The organism is Sphingomonas faeni, from assembly GCF_040407565.1.
Lineage (GTDB): Bacteria > Pseudomonadota > Alphaproteobacteria > Sphingomonadales > Sphingomonadaceae > Sphingomonas > Sphingomonas faeni_F.
Window position 1 is genome coordinate 254,241 of sequence record NZ_JAPZPR010000005.1, and the last position, 19,382, is coordinate 273,622.

Below are 19,382 nucleotides of genomic sequence, written 5' to 3' on the forward strand. Positions count from 1 at the left end.
TCTCACTGGGCCTGAACGTCCCGGATGTGGGCGATTTCAGACGTTGGCAACGTTAAATCAGGTATCGTCCAGCGTCCTGCACCCGTCAGTCATGCGTCTTAGCCTGCCACGTCGCGTGCTCGATTCCGTGCACCTTCGCCAGGTGATCCGTGATCGCATCCAGCTCCTCCGCCGGCACGTTCGTCGCCACCAGCGTCGCGGCGATCTCGACCCGGCCCTCGCCGCGCTCGGTCACGGCCAGCTCCGCCACCTGCAACTGCGCCGCCTCCAGATGCTCGACCACCAGATCGCCGATCGGTCCCGCATCCCCCGCCGCAACCGTCACCATCACGCTGTAGGTGGCCTCGATCGTCCGCCCCTCGGTCGGGATCCGGTTGATCCCGTCGACCAGCGGCCGCAGCGCGGTGTTCGCCAGCAACACCACGAAGGTGAGCAGGCCCGCCTCCGCGATCATGTCGCTGCCCGCGCATGATCCGACCGCCGCCGAGCACCAGAGCGTTGCCGCGGTGTTGAGGCCGCGAACGTTCATCCCCTCCTTCATGATCACGCCCGCGCCGAGGAAGCCGATCCCCGACACGACATAGGCGATGATCCGGATCGATTCGACGTCCCCGCCCAGCCGCTGCCCGAGATCGACGAACGCCGCCGCCCCGAGCGCGACCAGCGTGTTCGTCCGCAACCCCGCGGTCCGCTGGCGGTACTGCCGCTCCGCCCCGATCAGCGTCCCGAACACGAACGCGGCGATATAGCTTACCAGCGTGTCGAGGAACGGCCACAGGTGAAACGTCTCGACGAACCGCACCGGACGTTACTTCGCGGGCGCTGGCGCTGGCGTCGCTTCAGGCACCGGCTTGTCCTTCACCGTCCGATCGAGGAAGTTCAGGATCGTCCCCCAGACATGCTCGCTGATCCCCGGCCCCGCCACGCGGTGCGTGTAGCCGGGGTAGAACATCATCTCGAACGGCGTATCCGTCGCCTGCATCCGCGCGGCCACCTTGGTCGAGTTGTCCAGGAACACGTTGTCGTCCGCCATGCCGTGGATCAGCAACAGCGGATCGACGATCTTGTTCGCCTCCTCGACCGCCGCCGAAGTCGAATAGCTCGCCGGGTCGGTCGCCGGATCGCCGAGATAGCGCTCGGTATAATGCGTGTCGTACAGCTGCCAGTCGGTGACCGGCGCGCCCGACACAGCGGCGGCATACACGCCCGGCGTCTTCTCCAGCATCTTCAGCGACATGTAGCCGCCATAGGACCAGCCATAGGTCGCGATCTTGCTCGGCTCGACGAACGGCAGCGACTTCAGGTAATTCGCGCCGGTCAGCTGGTCCTCGACCTCGACCGTCCCCATCGCGTGATAGATCTGGTTCTCGAACGCGCGACCGCGATTGTACGAGCCGCGGTTGTCGATCTTGAAATAGATGTAGCCGCGATCGACGAGATATTGCGGCAACGCGCCCTGCCAGCCCCGCGTGACGACCTGGCCGGTGCCGGGTCCGCCGTAATGCTCGAAGAACACCGGGTATTTCTTGCCAGGTTCCAGCGGCGGCGTGATCATCTCCCAGTAGAGCGTCATGCCGTTCTTGGCCTTCAGCGTCCCGAACTTGGTCTCCTGATGGCTCGCCAGATACGGATAATAGGGATGCCCCTCGACCACCGCATTCTCGTTGATCCACGAAATCCGCTTGCCGGTCGCGTCGGCCAGATACACCTGGGTCGGCTGTTTCGGGTTCGAGCGCGAGATGATCAGTCGGCTGGCGGCGGCATCCATCGTCGCGCTGTTCCACCAGCCCGCTTCGGTCAGCCGCGTGATCGCGTTGGGCTTGGCGACGTCGACCGAATACAGCTGCTGCTCGAGCACGTCGTCCTTGTTGCCGAGGAAGAACAGACGACCCTTCGCTTCGTCCACGCCGACCAGGTCGGTGACGACCCAGTCGCCCTTGGTAAGCTGCGTCCACTTGCCCGATGCGAACCGGTAGAGGTGACCGTAGCCGCTCCGCTCCGAGCGCCAGATCAGGCTGCCGTCCTTCAGCACGCGGTACGCGTCGGACAGGTTGAGCCAGCTCTTCACGCCCGATTTCTCGGTGAACAGGATCGTCGACTTGCCCGTCGCCGGATCGACGCGCAGCATCTCGAGCAGCTTCTGGTCGCGGCTCTGGCGCTGCACCAGCAGCATCCGGCCATCGGGCGTCCAGTCGACGCGCGCCAGATAGATGTCGCGGTTGGTACCGAGATCGACCTTCACCTGACCCGAGCCGTCGGGCTTCATGATGTAGAGATCGACCAGCACGTTCGGCGTACCGGCGGCCGGATAGCGCTGCTCATAAACTTTGGTGCCGGTCGCGCCGATCGACGCGCGCGTAGCTGTGTGAACGGGTGCCTCGTCGAACCGCTCAACCGCGACATATTGCTCGTCGGGCGACCACCAATAGCCGGTGCGGCGATCCATTTCCTCCTGCGCGACGAACTCCGCCTCGCCGAAATGCACCGTGCCGCCACCGCCCGTCGTCACCGCGCGCGCATCGCCGCCGGCGAGCGGCTGTACGAATACATTCTGGTCGCGCACGAACGAGACGAAGCTGCCCCTGGGGCTGACCACCGGGTTCAGCTCGCCGCCGGGCGTGTTGGTCAGCCGCTTCACCTTACCGTCGAGCCCGGCGAGATACAGGTCGCCGTCGAGTGGCACGAGGATCGACTTGCCATCCGGTGCCCAGTCATACGCGACGATGCCCTTCTGGCCACCGATCCGCGCGCGCTCGCGCTGCATCTTCTCGGCCTCGGTCAGTTCGGCGCCGCTGCCGACGGTCTTCGAATCGACGAGCATCCGCGCTTGGCCCGTCGCGGTATCCACCGCCCAGAGATCGAAGCGCTCTTTCTCGTCGTCACGGTTGCGCAAGCTCGTCAGCAGCGTGCCGTCGGGCGACAGGCGGACCGCTTTCGGCTGCGATCCCGACAGGTCCGGATTGCCGAACACGCGCGCCATCGTCAGGTCGCCGGGCTTGGCGGCTTCGACGGGGCGCATCGGAGCCGGAGCCGGCGTGGCAGGTGCGGCTGGCGGCGTGACCTGATCAGCGGCCATCGCGGCGGTTCCGACCGAAGCAAGTGCAAGCCCGAGCAACCATGTGCGCATCCTGTAGTCTCCGTGGGATCATCCCGCCGGATACCGCCCGACGGACCCGAAAATCTTCGGTCGCGCGTTATCGCGGCGGCATGGCCCGGCGTAAAGGGCGCATCGTGATGCCGAGCGAACCGAAACGACCCCGACTCGCATCATCGTCATTTCCCTCCAACACGGCATAATGAACGCTCCGTAAACTCCGTCTTTACGTCCTTCGTTTATGGCAAGCGGGACATCGTCGCGGATCGAGCTTTCCGTGGTGCAGCACGGCCGGGGAATGATGGATTCGAACGCGGGCATACAAGGCGGAAAGCCGAGCGAGCGGAGCGCATGGGATGCGTTCGTCACGCTTGCCGACGCGGACGGCAGCGCAGCGCATCCGCATCATGCGCGCCTGATCGCCGGCGGTCCGGGCCAGCGCAACCTCTCCGACGCGGTCCACGCGCTGTGCGCGGTCCACGGCGACCATCCAGGCTTGATCGTCGACGTGCTCTCCCGCGCCGTTCAGCCCGAGGCATCGGATTGGCTCGCCGTCGCAGCCAGCGGCTTCGCCGACGAGCGCACCTATCTCGCACACCTCACCGCCGCGGTCGGCCCCCTACCCTCGACCCCAGGCCAGGCGGAAAGCGAGTCGGCACTGGTCGGCGAACGTCATGCGCTCGAAATGCTCGCCCGCTCGGAGCGTCGCGGATGTGCGACCGGGGCGGTGGCTGCGCTGCTCCAGGACTGGCGCGAGATCCGCCGCGTGCTCGATGTCGCCGCCGAGCGGTTCGGGGTAGCAGTCCCCGCGATTACGCTTCCCCCCGAGACCGATACCGCCGCGCTCGTCGCGGAACTAGGTGCATCGCCCGGATGCCAGCGCGCGATCCTGTTCGGCGCGCAGCAGCTATTCGCGCAGCACCGCGGCCTGTGGTCGCTGCTCGAAGCGCGATCGAGCGCACGCGGCGACCTCTGACCGCTTGCGCTGAGCAACGCTTCCCCTCTATCCATACCCGGTATTCAGAACCGGACGGGACATCGCATGAAGCGCTTCGAGGGCACCCAGAGCTACGTCGCGACCGACGATTTGAATGTCGCGGTCAACGCCGCCGTGACGCTGCGCCGCCCGCTGCTGATCAAGGGCGAACCAGGCACCGGCAAGACCGTGCTCGCCTACGAGATCGCCAAGGCTTTGGGCGCGCCGCTGATCGAGTGGAACATCAAGTCGACCACCAAGGCGCAGCAGGGCCTGTACGAATATGACGCGGTCGCCCGCCTGCGCGACGGCCAGCTCGGCGATGCGCGCGTCCACGACATCGGCAACTATATCCGCAAGGGCAAGCTGTGGGAGGCGTTCACGCAGCCCGCGCCGCCGGTCCTGCTGATCGACGAGATCGACAAGGCCGATATCGAGTTCCCCAACGACCTGTTGCAGGAACTCGATCGGATGGAATTCCATGTCTACGAGACCAAGGAAACGGTGCGCGCCGTCGAACGCCCGATCGTCATCATCACCAGCAACAACGAGAAGGAACTGCCCGACGCGTTCCTGCGCCGCTGTTTCTTCCACTATATCAAGTTCCCCGATCGCCAGACCATGCAGGCGATCGTCGACGTCCATTTCCCCGGCATCCAGAAGATCCTCGTCAGCAAGGCGATGGACCTGTTCTACGACGTCCGCGACGTGCCGGGGCTGAAGAAGAAGCCCTCGACCAGCGAACTGCTCGACTGGCTGAAGCTGCTGCTGCACGAGGACATGCCGCTCGACATCCTCCAGAACCGCGATCCGACCAAGGCGATCCCGCCCCTCCACGGTGCGCTGCTGAAGAACGAACAGGACGTCATGCTGTTCGAACGCCTCGCCTTCATGGCGAAGCGGCAGAAGAACCAGGGGTAAGGACGCCGTTAAACCGACCGCGTCATAGCTGCCGGATCGTTGCAATCCTTCCCCGCCAGGGGGGGTGGCGCCGTAGGCGACGGAGGGGGAGGACACGAAACCGATGTTACCCCTTACCGCCCCCTCCGTCAGGCAATGCCTGCCACCTCCCCTTGGCGGGGGAGGATCAGCAGGTTCGGGCGCTCCCAACAATAGGCCTACCGCGGCCCACACGTTGGGCGCGCGCGCGATACTACTTCTTTCGGCAATAACCCTCCTCGGCCTGGCCCTCCGCCTGTGGAGCGCCCGCGGCGGCCTGTGGGTCGACGAGGCCTGGTCCGCGGTCATGGTCGAGCGCGCGCGGACGCCGCTCGGGATCTTCACGACGATCAATCACGACAATAACCATCATCTGAACAGTCTGTGGATGTGGCTGGTCGGCTTTGGCGCGCCGCCGATAGCGCTGCGCGCGCTGTCGATCATCACCGGCACCGCCGCGATCCTCGTCGCCGCCGCGATCGGGGCACAGCGCAGTCCGCGCCACGCGTTCGTGACCGCCGCACTCTTCGCGGTATCCCCGATCATGGTCGATTACGGCTCGGAAGCACGCGGCTATATGCCGATGCTGCTCGCGCTGATGACGATGGTCTGGCTCGTCCTGCGTTGGCTCGCCGCAACCGACGACGAGCGCGGACCTTGTTGGAAGCTGGCCGCGCTCGCCACGCTCGGGCTGTTCTCGCAACTGACGATGGTCTTCGGCCTCTGCGCGATCACGCTCTGGGTCGCGGTCTCGCTGCGCAGCCGGCATCCCCGAGCGATCGCGACACCCCTCACGATCCGCCTCCTGCTGCCGACGATCGTCGCGACAGCCGCCGTCTTCGGCTTGGTGTTCGGCGCAGCGGCGGAAAGTACGACCGGCATGCAGGTCGGCGATTACGTCGTGTTCTCGCCCGCCGCGATCGGTCATGCACTGGTCGTCATGATCGCGGGCAGTATCGGCGGTCTTGCCGCACCGACCTGGATCGAGGGCGTCGCAACGGTCTGCATCGCGCTTGCGCTCGCCGCGGTCGTCCGAAAGCGCGATCCGGTCGCGATCTTCTATCTCGCCGCGATCATCGGCCTCCCGCTTGGCCTTGCCGTCCTGCGCGTCGGCAACACCGGCATGCCTCGCTATTTCCTGGTCTCCGCACTGGCGATCATCCTGCTGCTCGCCAGCCTGCTGGCCGACGGCCTCGGCAAGTCGCGTGGAACGCGCATCGCCAGCGGCCTGATCCTCGCCCTCGTCATGGTCGCCAGCATCCGCGACAACCTCTCGCAGGCCGCGCTGCGCCGCGGCGACACCGGCGCGGCGATCGCTGTGATGGCAGCGCTCAGCCCGACGGGCGCGAGCGTGTTGGTCGATCATCTCCGCCCGATCGCCACGTTGCACGTGGGAGCGGCGGGACGTGGCTACCCGCTTCGGATCCGGCGGGAATGCCCCGCGCCAGCGTTCCTCCACGTCGATCTTGACGACGACGCACCGGCCGCGAACACAACGGCGCGGTGCAAAGTGCACTACCGCCTGCTGGTCGTCAGACGACGCGCCGTCCTGTCCGGCGTCGACTGGGCGCTGTACGGCCGCGCCGATCTGCCCGAAAAACGCGGCGGAGCCATTCGTTAACCATAGGCTGCAACCGACCAGTCACCAGCCGCACGATAGCGTAGGTGCATGAAGCGAATCCCCCGAACGCTCCTCCGCCTGGCACTTGCTGCCGCATCCGCCGTCGGTACCGCTGCTACCGCACACGCCGGTTCCCTGCTCGACTATGTCGGCCAGTGCGTGCCCTTCGCGCGCGCCGCGTCGGGGATCCAGATCTACGGCAACGCCTGGACCTGGTGGGAACAGGCGGACGGCAAATACGAACGCACGCACCAGCCCAAGGAAGGCGCCGTCATCGTCTTCGCCAAGACCCCGCGCCTGCCGTTCGGCCATGTCGCGGTGGTCAGCCGGGTGGTCGAGAAGCGCGTCGTCATGCTCACCCACGCCAACTGGTCACGCCAGAACGGCGAGCGCGGCCATGCAGAACAGGACGTCACGCTGTTCGACGTCTCGCGCAATAACGACTGGAGCGACGTGAAGGTCTGGTACAAGGACGTCGATGGCCTCGGCGGCGGGGTGTACCCGGTGTACGGCTTCATCTATGGCCATGCGCACGCGGCTGCCGAACTGACGAGCCGAAACCCTGATTATGTCGGCGCGCTGATCGACGCCTATGTGCCGGTCAGCGGCGAGCCCATCGCGCGCTAAACCCGCGTCCGTCATCCTGACGAAAGTGAGGATCCAGGGTTACGCACGTCGCCCGTCATGGCTCTGGATCCTGACTTCCGTCAGGATGACGGCGTGATTCGTCAGGATGACGGTGCGAATGGATTGCCGCCACCTGCCAAACCGTGCCACCACCGTCGCCGAAAAGACGGTGAGGATAGCGATGCGGTTCAAGGCTCTTACGACGATCACGCTGGCCTTGCTCGCGACCACCACTCCCGCAATCGTCGGCGCGCAAAAGGAAAAGTCCCCGCCCCCCGGCGGCGACATCCCCGCCAAGTTCGTCCCCGCCAACGCCAGCTTCGACTTCGACCGCCGCGAGGTCGACATCAAGATGCGCGACGGCGTCACGCTCCACGCGGTCATCGTCCAGCGCAAGGGCGTCACCGACGCACCGATCCTGCTTCAGCGCACGCCCTACAACGCCGAGAGCAGCGCCAGCCGATCCTCCAGCCCGAGCGGCGCGATGAACCTGCGCGCGTCCGACGCGATGTTCTTCGATGCCGGCTACATCCGCGTGTTCGAGGACGTCCGCGGCAAGAACGGCTCGAACGGCGCGTATATCAACGAACGCCCGCTGATCGGCCCTCTCAACAAGACGAAAGTCGATCACTCCACCGATGCCTACGACACGATCGACTGGCTGGTGAAGAACCTCAAGAACAGCAACGGCCGCGTCGGCATCATCGGTGGCAGCTATGACGGCATGATGGCCGCGATGGCGCTGGTGAACCCGCACCCGGCGCTGAAAGCCGCCGTCCCGATGAACCCGGTGATCAACACCTGGAAGGGCGACGACGACTTCCACGGCGGCGCGTTCCGCCAGATCGGCTACGACTATTACTACACGCAGGACGCGGCCAAGGGCGAAGCCGGCGACCTATGGCGCGACGCCTACGACGATTACGACACCTTCCTCCGCGCCGGATCCGCCAGCGCGTTCGTGAAAAGCCGCGGGCTCGAACAGCTCCCGTTCGTCAACCGCCTCCACGATCACCCGACCTACGACGCATTCTGGCAAGGGCAGGCGCTCGAGACGATCCTGCCGAAGCAGCCGCAGACGGTACAGACGCTCTGGGTCGCAAGCCAATGGGACCAGGAGGACATCTACGGCGCCGTCGCGGCGTATGAGGCGGTATCGAAGGTCGACCCCAACCACGTCAATCACCTCGCGCTAGGCCCCTGGGCGCACGGCGGCGCCAACGGCGACGGCTCTACCTTAGGCGCGATCCGCTTCGACGCCGACACCGCGCTCTGGTTCCGCAAGAATGTCCTGCTGCCGTTCCTGAACGGCGCGCTGAAGACCGGCGCGACACCACCCGCACTCGCTCCCGTCACCGCGTTCCAGACCGGCACCAACCAGTGGCAGACGCTTGCCGGCTGGCCGAACTCGACCGCCACGCAGAAACTCTACTTCCAGCCCGCCAACGGCCTCGGCGCCACCGCCCCCGCACAGGACGGCCACGACGACTATATCTCCGACCCCGCCAAGCCGATCCCCTACCGCCTCCGCCCGATCCGCCCAACCTACGCGACCGGCTCGACCTGGCGGCAATGGCTCGTCGACGATCAGCGCCCGTTCTCCGATCGGACCGACGTCCTCACCTACCAGACCCCGCCGCTGACCAGCCCTGTCGCGATCGCAGGCGCGCCTGTCGCGGACCTGATCGCCAGCACCACCGGCACCGACGGCGATTTCGTCGTGAAGCTGATCGACGTCTACCCGGCGGAGTATTCCGACAAGCCCGAGATGGGCGGCTACCAGCTCGCCGTATCGATGGACATTCTCCGCGGCCGCTACCGAGATAGCTTCGAGAAGCCCACGCCGATCGTCGCAGGCCAGCCGACGCACTTCCGCGTCGTGCTACCCAACGCGAATCACGTCTTCCTCCCCCGCCACCGCATCATGGTCCAGGTCCAGTCGAGCTGGTTCCCGCTCTACGACCGCAACCCGCAGACCTACGTCCCCAACATCTTCGACGCGAAGCCCGCCGACTACCGCAAGGCCACGATCAGCGTCTTCCACTCGCCCGCGCAGCCTAGCGCGATCGAACTGCCGATCACCGCGGCGAAGTGACGGAGTGACCTCATGTTCCTGAACTTCCTCGACGAACTCCGCAGCGCGGGCATCCCCGCCAGCCTCAAGGAGCACCTCATCCTGCTGGAGGCACTCGACGCCGAGGTGATCGAGCGGACGCCCGAGGATTTCTACTACCTCTCCCGCGCGGTGTACGTGAAGGACGAGGGGCTTCTCGACAAGTTCGACCAGGTCTTCGCCAAGGTCTTCCGCGGCCTCGCCACCAGCTACGGCACGCCCGCCGGCGAAGTGCCCGAGGACTGGCTGAAAGCAGTCGCCGAGAAGTTCCTGACCCCCGAGGAAATGGCCGCGATCAAATCGCTCGGCTCGTGGGACGAGATCATGGAGACTCTCAAGAAGCGTCTCGAGGAACAGAAGGAACGCCACCAGGGCGGCAGCAAATGGGTCGGCACCGGCGGCACGAGCCCGTACGGCAACGGCGGCTACAACCCCGAAGGCGTCCGCATCGGCGGCGAAAGCACGCACAAGCGCGCGCTGAAAGTCTGGGACCAGCGCGAGTTCCGCAACCTCGACAACACCAAGGAGCTCGGCACCCGCAACATCAAGGTGGCGCTGCGCCGCCTGCGCCGCTTCGCGCGCGACGGCGCCGCCGACGAACTCGACATCGACGGCACGATCGCCGGCACCGCGCGGCAAGGCTATCTCGACATCGTCATGCGCGCCGAGCGTCGCAATGCGGTCAAGCTGCTGCTGTTCCTCGATGTCGGCGGCTCGATGGACCCGTTCGTCAAGCTCTGCGAGGAACTGTTCTCCGCCGCGACCACCGAATTCAAGAACCTAGAATTCTTCTACTTCCACAATTGTCCGTACGAAGGCGTGTGGAAGGACAACACGCGGCGGTTTGCGGAGCGCACGCCGATGTGGGACCTGCTCCACAAATACGGCCACGACTACAAGCTGATCTTCGTCGGCGATGCGTCGATGAGCCCGTACGAGATCACCCATCCCGGCGGCTCGGTCGAGCATTTCAACGAGGAGCCGGGCGCGGTGTGGATGCAGCGGCTGACCAACACCTATCCGGCGGCGGCATGGCTCAACCCGGTGCCCGAGGCGCAATGGGGCTATTCGCAGTCGGTGCGGATCATTCGCGAGCTGATGACCGACCGGATGTACCCGCTGAGCCTCGCCGGGCTCGACGACGCGATGCGCGAGCTGACGCGCAAACGGTGAGTTTGGCGCGGTGAGCGGCGGACCGTAACGGAACCGTCACGGACGCGATCGGTTTATCGGGCATCATCCCTTACCGAAGGACAAGCCCTATGTCGTCGATCCCCAACTCCGCCATGCCGCACGCCAAGGTCCATCACGACGACGACCACAAGCCGAAGTCCGACGCGAAGAAGGCCGCGGCGACCAGCGACTGGGTCGAGGACGCGACCGACGCGGCCAAGGCCGGCCTCGCGACGGCCACGGATGCGGTGAAGTCGCACCCGAAGACCGCGATCGCGGTTGGCGCGACGGTGATCGCGGGGATTGCGGCGGCGATCGCAGCGCCTGCGTTGCGCGCTAAGGACGCGGCGGAGAAGAAGGCGCCGCCAAAGAAGCCCGAGCCGAAGAAGCCGGCCAAGGCCAAGAAGCCCCACTGATATCCAGTTCCACCACCCCGGCGAAGGCCGGGGCCCAATTGGGAACGTCGCTAACTGAGCGCGCACTTCGTTACTGCAACCTTCCCGATTGGGCCCCGGCCTCCGCCGGGGTGGTAGAAGGTGGAGTGCGGTTATCGCGGGGCGTGTGCGAGTAATGCGAGCGCCACCCCCGCCCCCTTGTTCTCCCGCGAAGGCGGGAGCCCAGACTGGGCTCCCGCCTTCGCGGGAGAACAAGCTTTGGATCAGTTGTGGGTAGCGTTGGCCTGCCCTCCCCCCTCAAACCCGATCCACAACCCCACCAGCCATCGCCACCGGAACCCCAGTCGTCCCCGGAAAACTGATCGCCAGCCCCTTCAGCGTCCGCACCGCCATATACGCGAACCCCTCGGCCTCCAGCGCATCGCCGTTCCACCCGAGCACATCGGTAGGCTCCACCACCAACCCGGTCCGCGCCGCGATCATCGCCAGCATCGTCGGATTGTGCCGACCACCCCCCGCGACCAGCAAGCGAACCGGCCGAGCCGGCAAATGCCGCAAAGCCTCCGCCACCGTCGCCGCGGTAAACGCCGTCAAAGTCGCCGCCCCATCGGCCGCCGACAACCCCCGCGCCGGCTGGATAGTAAAATCATTCCGATCGAGCGACTTCGGCGGAGGCGCATCGAAGAACGGGTGATCGAGCATCGCCGTCAACACCGTCTCGTCCACCCGCCCGGACGTCGCCAGCGCCCCCCCGGCATCATACCGCGCCCCAGTCTCCGCCTCGACCCAGCTATCGATCAGACCATTCGCCGGCCCGGTATCGAACGCCACCAGCCCGTCGCGGTCCGTCATCTGCGCCCGCTCCGGCGACATCTCGCGCGAATCATGCATGTCGCGCCCGCCGGGAATGAAGGTAATGTTCCCCACCCCACCAAGGTTCAGCACCGCGACGGGCCCCTCGAGCCCCGCCGCCAGCGCCGCATGATACACCGGCAGCAACGGCGCGCCCTGCCCGCCCGCGGCCACATCCGCCGAGCGAAAATCCGACACCGTCGTGATCCCGGTAGCCCGCGCGACCGCCGCCCCATCGCCGATCTGCCACGTCCAGCGCCGATCCGGCCGGTGCGCGATCGTCTGCCCGTGAAAGCCGATCACACCCACGTCCGCCGCCGCAACCCCCGCATCCGCCAGCAACTTGTGCACCGCGAACACATGCGCCCGTGTGATGAGCTCACCCGCAGCCACCACCGGCGGACTAGCCCGCGGGCGTTCGAACGTAAGCGCCATCCGTGTCGCCTCGGCCAGTTCCGCGCGCGCCGCGTCCGAATACGGCTCGCCACGAAACGCGATCGGCCGCACGAACGCCTCGCCGTCGGTCTCGATCAACGCAGCATCGATCCCGTCGAGCGACGTCCCCGACATCAGTCCAATCGCCAGCATCTCGGTTCCTTCCCGCGCAATCTCCTCACCCATGGCGGATGCATTTTCCACCGCCTAGAAAAAACCGAACTTAGCGCCTATGTGCGCGGGCTTCATGGCAACAACACTCCCCTCCCCGCCGAAGATCGGCATGGTCTCGCTCGGCTGTCCGAAGAACCTCGTCGACAGCGAACGGATTCTCACGCAGCTCCGCGGCGACGGCTATCAGATGTCGCCCGATTACGCCGGCGCCGACATCGTGCTGGTCAACACCTGCGGCTTCCTCGATTCCGCCAAGGAGGAGAGCCTCGAGGCGATCGGCGAGGCGATCGCCGAGAACGGTCGCGTCATCGTCACCGGCTGCATGGGCAAGGAAGCCGACGCGATCCGCGCGCGCTTCCCGCAGGTCCTCGCGATCACCGGCGCGCACGAATACGAGCAGGTCGTCGGCGCGGTCCACGAGGCTGCCCCGATGCCGCCGTCCGCATTCCTCAACCTGATCCCCGACGCCGGCCTCAAGCTGACCCCGCGCCACTACAGCTATCTGAAAATCTCCGAGGGCTGCAACCACCGCTGCTCGTTCTGCATCATCCCAAGCTTGCGCGGCGATCTCGTCAGCCGCCGCCCCGACGCGATCCTGCGCGAGGCGGAGAAGCTGGTCGAAGCCGGCACCAAGGAACTGCTGGTCATCAGCCAGGACACCTCGGCGTACGGCGTCGACCTGCGCCACGCCAGCTGGCCGGTGAAGACCGGCGGCCCGATGTCCCGGAACGAAGCCCGTGACGTGCGCGCGCACATGACCGACCTCTCGCGCGAGCTCGGCAGAATCGCGCCGTGGGTCCGCCTCCACTACGTCTACCCGTATCCGCACGTCGACCACGTCATCCCGCTGATGGCGGAAGGGCTCGTGCTGCCGTATCTCGACATCCCGTTCCAGCACGCTGCACCGTCGGTGCTGCGCCGGATGAAGCGCCCCGGCAACGATGCTAAAGTGCTCCAGCGGATCCACAACTGGCGGACGATCGCGCCCGACATCACGATCCGCTCGACCTTCGTCGTCGGCTTCCCCGGCGAGACCGAGGAGGATTTCCAGTATCTGCTGGATTGGCTCGACGAAGCGCAGCTCGACCGGGTAGGCGCGTTCCGGTTCGAGCCGGTCGAGGGCGCTGCGGCGAACCTGCTCCCCGATCACGTGCCCGAAGAGCTCAAGGAAGAGCGCTACGCCCGCATCATGGAAAAGACCGCAGCAATCTCCGCGGCCAAGTTGCAGGCCAAGATCGGCCGCACGTTGGACGTGATCATCGATGCGGTCGACGAGGAAGGCGCCACCGGCCGTTCAAAGGCGGATGCGCCCGAAATCGACGGCGAAGTCTTCCTCCGCGATGCCGGCCATCTGAAGGTAGGCGACATAGTCCCGGTCACGATCGAAGACGCCGACGATCACGACCTCTACGGCGTGCCGGTTTAGCGTATCGCCGTTTAGCGTCACATAGCGGCAATACCGGGCCGCAATACCGGGTCGAAGATTGGCGCTTTTGCGTATCGCGCCAACCTTCGATCCATTGAGCAGACGCTTCATGCCACCGCCAAGTCTGCCACGACCGGCAAGCCGCCGAGCGGCTTCCCAGGTGGCAGATGGTGCATTCAAGTGACCTGAACGACCAGTCTAACCGGCGCGGTTTACTACGGTCGATTGTCGCAGCGCGACTATAGCGCCCACCGCCGTCGCTGCGAACGTACCGCCGAAGAACGCGGTCGTCGTGATCGCGGTCAATCCTTCGGGCAGCATCGGCCGAAAAGCCCCGACCGCGATGATCCCGCCGATCATGCCGATGACACCGATCGCCAAGCTCCACCAAGGTTCGGGATCGGGGCCGGGATGAGGACCGAACCACCATCCGGGCCACTTCGTACCGCACCAGCCGATCATCGCAAGATAGGCGTACATCATGCAACCCCCTCGGACCGAATCGCCACAATTGCGGATGCATCGATCTCAAAGGGAACATTGCAGGTTGCAGAGAACTTTCAACAGACGTTGCATTCAAATCGGTGACAACTTTAGCCTACTTGCTGATGTTGTCACAGCAACTGCAACTATTGTAAATATCCTCGATTGCGCGACGGGCCCGCCGATCGGACCCGTCGCATAGGATGATCAGACGACGTTGCGGCCGGTGAACAGCTTCACCAGAACGACGATGACCGCGATCACCAGCAGGATGTGGATGAGTCCGCCTGCGACATGGAAGGCGAACCCGGCCAGCCAGAGGATCAGCAGGATGACGGCGATGGTATACAGCATGGTTGTGTCCCCTAAGACGTGAAAAGGCTCCCGGTCGGACGATGAAACGTGCGTGTAACACGGCGTGTTCCGTCAACATTTCTGCCCTAGCCTAACCCCTTCAACCGCCACGGAATAAAAATCACGGCGTTGCGCGCGAACGCCGGTTCTGCTTCGTTGCTCGCATGATCCTCCGCCTCCTCGCCGTCGCCGCGCTGCTCCCCTCACCCGCCATCGCGCAGTCGCTCACCCCCGCCGAAACCGCGCAGATCGACACGCTGGTCACCGGCGCGCTCGGCGATACCGGCGTGCCCTCAGCCTCGATCGCCGTAGTCCGCGGCGGCCGGATCGTGTTCGCCAAGGCGTACGGCAAACCCTCCGAGGCGATCGCCAAGGCAGACCCGAAGCTCCCCTACCAGATCGCCTCGATCTCGAAGCAGTTTACAGCCGCCGCGATCCTGCTGCTCGAGGACGAAGGCAAGCTCAGCCTCGACGACACCGTCGCGAAATACATCCCCGGCATCACCGACGGCGACCGCATCACGATCCGCCAGTTGCTCAGCCACACCTCCGGCCTCCAGGATTACTGGCCGCAGGATTACAGTTTTGCCGCGATGGCCGAGCCCGTCACGCCGCAACAGATTGTCGATCGCTGGGCCAAGAAGCCGCTCGATTTCCAGCCCGGCACGCAGTGGCAATATTCGAACACGGGCTACGTCGTCGCCGGACTGATCGTTGAGAAGGTCGCGCACCAGCCGCTCCTCGCCTTCCTCCAGCAACGCATCTTCAAGCCGCTCGACATCCGCGCGCTCGACCAGGACAAGGCGATCGGCAAGGCCTATCCGCAAGGCTATGGCCGCTTCGCCCTCGGCCCCGTCCGCCCCGAGACCCCCAGCGCAGACGGCTGGCTCTACGCCGCCGGCGAACTGTCGATGAGCGCCGAAGACCTCGCCAAATGGGACGTCGCACGCCTCAACCGCACCACGCTCCCCGCCGACGACTGGGCCGCGCAGGAAACACCCGTCAAGCTCGCCGACGGTAGCAGCAACGGCTACGGCCTCGGCGTCTTCACCGGCAGCGCGAACGGCCGCCGCTATGTCGAGCACAGCGGCGAGGCGGTCGGCTTCCTGTCCGAGAACACCGTCTATCCCGACGACAAGGCGGCCATCGTCGTTCTCACCAACAGCTGGTTCAGCGACGCCACGAGCCGCATCGCCGCGGGCGTCGCCAAGATCGTCCTGCCCACCGCACCCGCCAGTGCCGAAGATACCGCCGCACTCGGCCGGGCCCGCGCCGTCTACGACCAGCTCCGCACCGGCACGCTCGATCGCAAAGGCCTCACCGAAGACGCGAATTACTACTTCAAGCCGGTCGCGCTCGCCGACTACAAGACAAGTCTGAGTGCGCTCGGCGAGCCCACCGCATTCGCACAAACCGGCAAGACCCGCTTGCGCGGCGGCTTCGTCAACCGCACCTACCGCATCACCTATCCCGACCGCACGCTCTCGCTCAGCACCTATGCCGAACCCGGCGCGAACGGCCGATACGAACAACTTTTGGTGGCGCCCGCACAATGACCGACTTCGCTTCGATGCTCCAACCCGACCGCGGCCAGCCCGCACGAACGATCCACGTCGTACACCCCGATACGTATGAAGGCTGGCTAGCGAAGCAGTCGCAGCGCATCCGAACGACGATCGCTGCGCACCGCCTGACCGGCAAAGCCGGCGACCGCGCTGTCCTCCCCGGCGAGACCGCGGACGACTGGTCGATGCTGCTGGTCTGCAACGAGGCGGTGACGTCGCCGTGGCGGATCGCCTCGCTCGGCGCGTCGCTGCCTGCGGGTACCTACCGACTCGCGGAAGGCCCCGTCGGCGCGGCCGGGCTCGGCTGGATGCTCGCCCAGCACCAGTTCACGCGGTACGTGAAGCCCGACGCGACCGCCCCGCGCGTGCTCCTGACCGCGGACGCCGCGCACATCGACGAGACGGTTCGCCTAGCCGAAGCCACCGCGCTCGTCCGCGACCTCGTCAACACCGGCGCGTCCGACATGGGGCCCGCCGATCTCGAAGCCGCCGCGGAGACACTCGCGAAACGCCACGGCGCGACCGTCACGACCACGCGCGGCGATGCGCTAGCGGCCGGTTACCCGATGATCCACGCGGTCGGCCAGGCGGCGAGCAAGGACCGCGCGCCACGCCTGATCGAACTCGAATGGGGCGACCCTTCGCACCCCCGCATCGCGCTGGTCGGCAAGGGCGTCACCTTCGACACCGGCGGGCTCGACATCAAGCCGTCCGCGGGCATGCGACTGATGAAGAAGGACATGGGCGGCGCGGCGCACGCTCTGGCGCTCGCGAGCCTCGTGATGGCGACCAAACTCCCGGTCCGCCTCCATTTGCTGATCCCCGCGGTGGAAAACTCGATCGCTGGCAACGCCTTCCGCCCCGGCGACGTGCTCGCGACGCGGAAAGGCCTGACCGTCGAGAACACCAACACCGACGCGGAAGGTCGCCTCGTGCTCGGCGACGCTCTAACAAAGGCAGGCGAGAGCAATCCCGAACTGATCCTCGACTTTGCCACCCTCACCGGCGCAGCGCGCGTCGCACTCGGTCCCGACCTGCCGCCGATGTTCACCGACAACGAGTCGCTCGCGGCGGACCTGCTCGCATCTGGACTGGAACAGAACGACCAGATGTGGCGCCTACCGCTCTGGAATGGCTATGACGAGATGCTAAAGTCGGACATCGCCGACATGGTCAACGCGCCCGATGGCGGGTTCGCGGGCGCGATCACCGCCGCGCTGTTCCTGCGTCGGTTCGTGCCGAAGACCGCCGCGTGGGCGCATCTCGATGTATTCGCGTGGCGCCCGTCCGCCAAGCCAGGGCGGCCGAAGGGCGGCGAAGCTTACGCCCTCCGCGCAGCGTTCGCGATGTTGGCGAAACGGTACTCGCGCTAATAAAAGGGAACGCCAAACACGCCGTCATCCCCGCGCAGGCGGGGGTCCAGGGTCACAAAAGTCAGCCTGTGAGATCCTGGGCCCCCGCCTCCGCGGGGGAACAAGCTAATGCTTGGGACAGCGCAAGCGGAGACCTTACCCCGTCGCGAACTGCCCAAACGGCAGCAACTTGTCTGCCAGAGCCTTCGTCGCATTCGCATCGCCGGCCCGCAGCGGCACCAGCACCGCCACCGCAGCTTTCCGCACATACCCGTCGATCGCAGTCGGCGTCGGCGCCCTGCTAGCCGTCTCGACCAGCGCCCGTCCCCGAGCATCGTTCGGATCCAGCTCCAGCCGCAACAACCCGGCAAGCCCGGCGAACATCGCGCGATTGCCACCCAACGCCACCGACTTGTCCAAAGCCTCGAACCCGGTCGCCTTCTGCGCCCCCGCGACCGCACGCCCGACGAACCGCCCAAGCTTCGCGATCACCCCGACATGCCACGCTCCCAGCGCCGCCTGCGCCTCGGCATTGCGCGGATAGCGGACTACCAACGCTTCGTATTGTTTCCGCGCGGCGATCGCCTCGCTCCGGTTGCCGAGCAGCTTGGCGCGATACCCCTTCGCCATCGCCTGCATGATCGCGGCCTCGGCGTCGTTCGGCGAACGGCTCAGCGCCTGCCCCGCCGCCGCCGCCGCCCGGTCGATCCGCGCCAGCGCGACATTGCGATCGCGGTCAACGAAACCGGCCTGCGTCAGTAACTCGCGCGGCGTCTCGGCACGCGCCGCGATCGGACACAGGACCGCGCTCGCGATCAGCGAGGCACTCACGCAACCGGGGAACCACCTGGCCATATCAACCCTCGCACCGAACTTATCCGACCAACGCACCGGCCCGAAACTCGGCCGTCGAATCGTTTTCACAGACCATAAGACCGCCATGTTTATCGAGACTTAACACGCCCTGCTGAGGATCCGGATCATAAACGTCCAGATCAGGATCAAGATTGACCGGACCGGCCGTCACAACCCCGCGGCAGCTTTGATGATCGGCACGAACTTCTCCGCGGTCAGGCTCGCACCACCGACCAGCGCCCCGTCGACGTTCGGCGTATCGAGAATCGACGCCGCATTCGCCCCCGTCACCGAACCGCCGTACAGGATTCGCACCCCGGCCGCCGCGTCACCGATCAGCATCCGCAACTTCGCGCGCGCAATCGCATGAATCGCCGCGATTTCGTCCAGCGTCGGCGTGCGTCCCGTCCCGATCGCCCAACGCGGCTCGTACGCGAGCGTGAACCAGCTTCCGTCCGCATTGTCCGGCACCGACTTCTCGATCTGCGCCTGTACAACTCGCTCGGCGCGGTCCGCATCGCGCTCCGCCTCGGTCTCACCGCAGCACAGGATCACGTTCAGCCCCTGAAGCCGCGCTGCCGCCGCCTTCGCCCAGGCGTCGTGGCTCGTCTCATGCTGGTCCGCGCGACGCTCGGAATGGCCGACGATCGTGAAGCTCGCGCCGACTTCCTTGACCATCGAAGCCGACACGCATCCGGTATGCGCGCCCGAATCCGCCTCGTGCACATCCTCCGCGCCGATCGCCAACTCCGGCACGCGCTGCGATGCCGCGTCGATCAGCGTGAACGGCACCGCCACCGCGACATCAACGCCCGGCGCCGCAGCTGCTACCGCAGCGATCGTATCGAGCTCAGCCAGCGCTGCACGCGACCCGTTCATCTTCCAGTTTCCGGCTACAAGCTTACGCCGCATCGTCATCTCCCCAGTGTTTTGCCCAGCGATAGCGCC

The 19,382-nt window shown here is 66.0% G+C and carries 18 protein-coding genes; 10 read left to right on the forward strand and 8 right to left on the reverse strand.

Going from position 1 to position 19,382, the window contains the following annotated elements; translation table 11 throughout:
* Nucleotides 1-85: 85 nt before the first annotated feature.
* Together O6Y00_RS12235 and O6Y00_RS12240 are read right to left on the reverse strand one after the other, a co-directional pair.
* Nucleotides 86-802, reverse strand: coding sequence for an MgtC/SapB family protein (locus O6Y00_RS12235; protein WP_353442893.1), 717 nt, complete (start codon nucleotides 800-802; stop codon nucleotides 86-88).
* 6 nt (nucleotides 803-808) lie between these two features.
* On the reverse strand, nucleotides 809-3,019 hold the full coding sequence (locus O6Y00_RS12240; protein WP_435368624.1) for a DPP IV N-terminal domain-containing protein: 2,211 nt from the start codon (nucleotides 3,017-3,019) through the stop codon (nucleotides 809-811).
* A gap of 376 nt (nucleotides 3,020-3,395) precedes the next feature.
* Here O6Y00_RS12240 and O6Y00_RS12245 point away from each other — a divergent pair, with 376 nt between their 5' ends.
* The 4 genes from O6Y00_RS12245 to O6Y00_RS12260 all read left to right on the forward strand — a co-directional run bounded on the left by O6Y00_RS12245 (nucleotide 3,396) and on the right by O6Y00_RS12260 (nucleotide 7,257).
* On the forward strand, nucleotides 3,396-4,070 hold the full coding sequence (locus tag O6Y00_RS12245; protein ID WP_353442895.1) for a DUF6975 family protein: 675 nt from the start codon (nucleotides 3,396-3,398) through the stop codon (nucleotides 4,068-4,070).
* A gap of 66 nt (nucleotides 4,071-4,136) precedes the next feature.
* A complete protein-coding gene (locus tag O6Y00_RS12250; RefSeq protein WP_353442896.1) occupies nucleotides 4,137-4,991 on the forward strand; it encodes an AAA family ATPase in 855 nt (284 codons plus the stop codon).
* A gap of 214 nt (nucleotides 4,992-5,205) precedes the next feature.
* Entirely contained in the window at nucleotides 5,206-6,630 is a 1,425-nt protein-coding gene (locus tag O6Y00_RS12255) for a glycosyltransferase family 39 protein (protein ID WP_353442897.1), read from the forward strand.
* A 48-nt stretch (nucleotides 6,631-6,678) separates the two neighbouring features.
* Entirely contained in the window at nucleotides 6,679-7,257 is a 579-nt protein-coding gene (locus tag O6Y00_RS12260) for a CHAP domain-containing protein (protein WP_353442898.1), read from the forward strand.
* 39 nt (nucleotides 7,258-7,296) lie between these two features.
* Here the strand turns inward: O6Y00_RS12260 and O6Y00_RS12265 are convergent, their stop codons facing one another.
* Complete coding sequence (locus O6Y00_RS12265) at nucleotides 7,297-7,449, reverse strand: hypothetical protein (RefSeq protein WP_353442899.1); 153 nt, start codon at nucleotides 7,447-7,449, stop codon at nucleotides 7,297-7,299.
* Here O6Y00_RS12265 and O6Y00_RS12270 point away from each other — a divergent pair.
* From O6Y00_RS12270 to O6Y00_RS12280, 3 genes are all read left to right on the forward strand, one after another.
* On the forward strand, nucleotides 7,439-9,352 hold the full coding sequence (locus O6Y00_RS12270) for a CocE/NonD family hydrolase (RefSeq protein WP_353442900.1): 1,914 nt from the start codon (nucleotides 7,439-7,441) through the stop codon (nucleotides 9,350-9,352). The genes O6Y00_RS12265 and O6Y00_RS12270 overlap by 11 nt on opposite strands.
* Before the next feature lie 12 nt (nucleotides 9,353-9,364).
* Nucleotides 9,365-10,543 (forward strand): vWA domain-containing protein, encoded by a 1,179-nt coding sequence (locus O6Y00_RS12275; protein ID WP_353442901.1) that lies wholly within the window; start codon nucleotides 9,365-9,367, stop codon nucleotides 10,541-10,543.
* An 89-nt stretch (nucleotides 10,544-10,632) separates the two neighbouring features.
* Entirely contained in the window at nucleotides 10,633-10,959 is a 327-nt protein-coding gene (locus O6Y00_RS12280) for a hypothetical protein (RefSeq protein ID WP_353442902.1), read from the forward strand.
* Between the two features lie 276 nt (nucleotides 10,960-11,235).
* Here O6Y00_RS12280 and O6Y00_RS12285 read toward each other — a convergent pair whose 3' ends face one another.
* The gene (locus O6Y00_RS12285) at nucleotides 11,236-12,378 is read right to left on the reverse strand and encodes an anhydro-N-acetylmuramic acid kinase (protein ID WP_353442903.1); all 1,143 of its coding nucleotides are present in this window, start codon (nucleotides 12,376-12,378) and stop codon (nucleotides 11,236-11,238) included.
* 94 nt (nucleotides 12,379-12,472) lie between these two features.
* Here O6Y00_RS12285 and rimO point away from each other — a divergent pair, with 94 nt between their 5' ends.
* Nucleotides 12,473-13,825, forward strand: a complete 1,353-nt coding sequence (rimO, locus tag O6Y00_RS12290) for a 30S ribosomal protein S12 methylthiotransferase RimO (protein ID WP_353442904.1) — start codon at nucleotides 12,473-12,475, stop codon at nucleotides 13,823-13,825.
* 198 nt (nucleotides 13,826-14,023) lie between these two features.
* Here rimO and O6Y00_RS12295 read toward each other — a convergent pair whose 3' ends face one another.
* Nucleotides 14,024-14,308 carry a hypothetical protein gene (locus tag O6Y00_RS12295; protein ID WP_353442905.1) on the reverse strand — a complete coding sequence of 95 codons (285 nt, stop codon included), beginning with the start codon at nucleotides 14,306-14,308 and terminating at the stop codon, nucleotides 14,024-14,026.
* Nucleotides 14,309-14,515: 207 nt separating this feature from the next.
* The gene (locus O6Y00_RS12300; RefSeq protein ID WP_107954842.1) at nucleotides 14,516-14,662 is read right to left on the reverse strand and encodes a lmo0937 family membrane protein; all 147 of its coding nucleotides are present in this window, start codon (nucleotides 14,660-14,662) and stop codon (nucleotides 14,516-14,518) included.
* Between the two features lie 164 nt (nucleotides 14,663-14,826).
* On the opposite strand from O6Y00_RS12300, the gene O6Y00_RS12305 reads away from it, so the two are divergent.
* A complete protein-coding gene (locus tag O6Y00_RS12305; protein WP_353442906.1) occupies nucleotides 14,827-16,218 on the forward strand; it encodes a serine hydrolase domain-containing protein in 1,392 nt (463 codons plus the stop codon).
* Entirely contained in the window at nucleotides 16,215-17,600 is a 1,386-nt protein-coding gene (locus O6Y00_RS12310; RefSeq protein ID WP_353442907.1) for a leucyl aminopeptidase family protein, read from the forward strand. Before O6Y00_RS12305 ends, O6Y00_RS12310 begins: the two co-directional genes overlap by 4 nt.
* Before the next feature lie 135 nt (nucleotides 17,601-17,735).
* Here O6Y00_RS12310 and O6Y00_RS12315 read toward each other — a convergent pair whose 3' ends face one another.
* Both O6Y00_RS12315 and tpiA read right to left on the reverse strand, forming a co-directional pair.
* Nucleotides 17,736-18,410, reverse strand: a complete 675-nt coding sequence (locus tag O6Y00_RS12315) for a hypothetical protein (protein WP_353442908.1) — start codon at nucleotides 18,408-18,410, stop codon at nucleotides 17,736-17,738.
* Nucleotides 18,411-18,602: 192 nt separating this feature from the next.
* Nucleotides 18,603-19,346, reverse strand: coding sequence for a triose-phosphate isomerase (gene tpiA, locus O6Y00_RS12320; RefSeq protein ID WP_435368621.1), 744 nt, complete (start codon nucleotides 19,344-19,346; stop codon nucleotides 18,603-18,605).
* Between the last annotated feature and the right edge of the window lie 36 nt (nucleotides 19,347-19,382).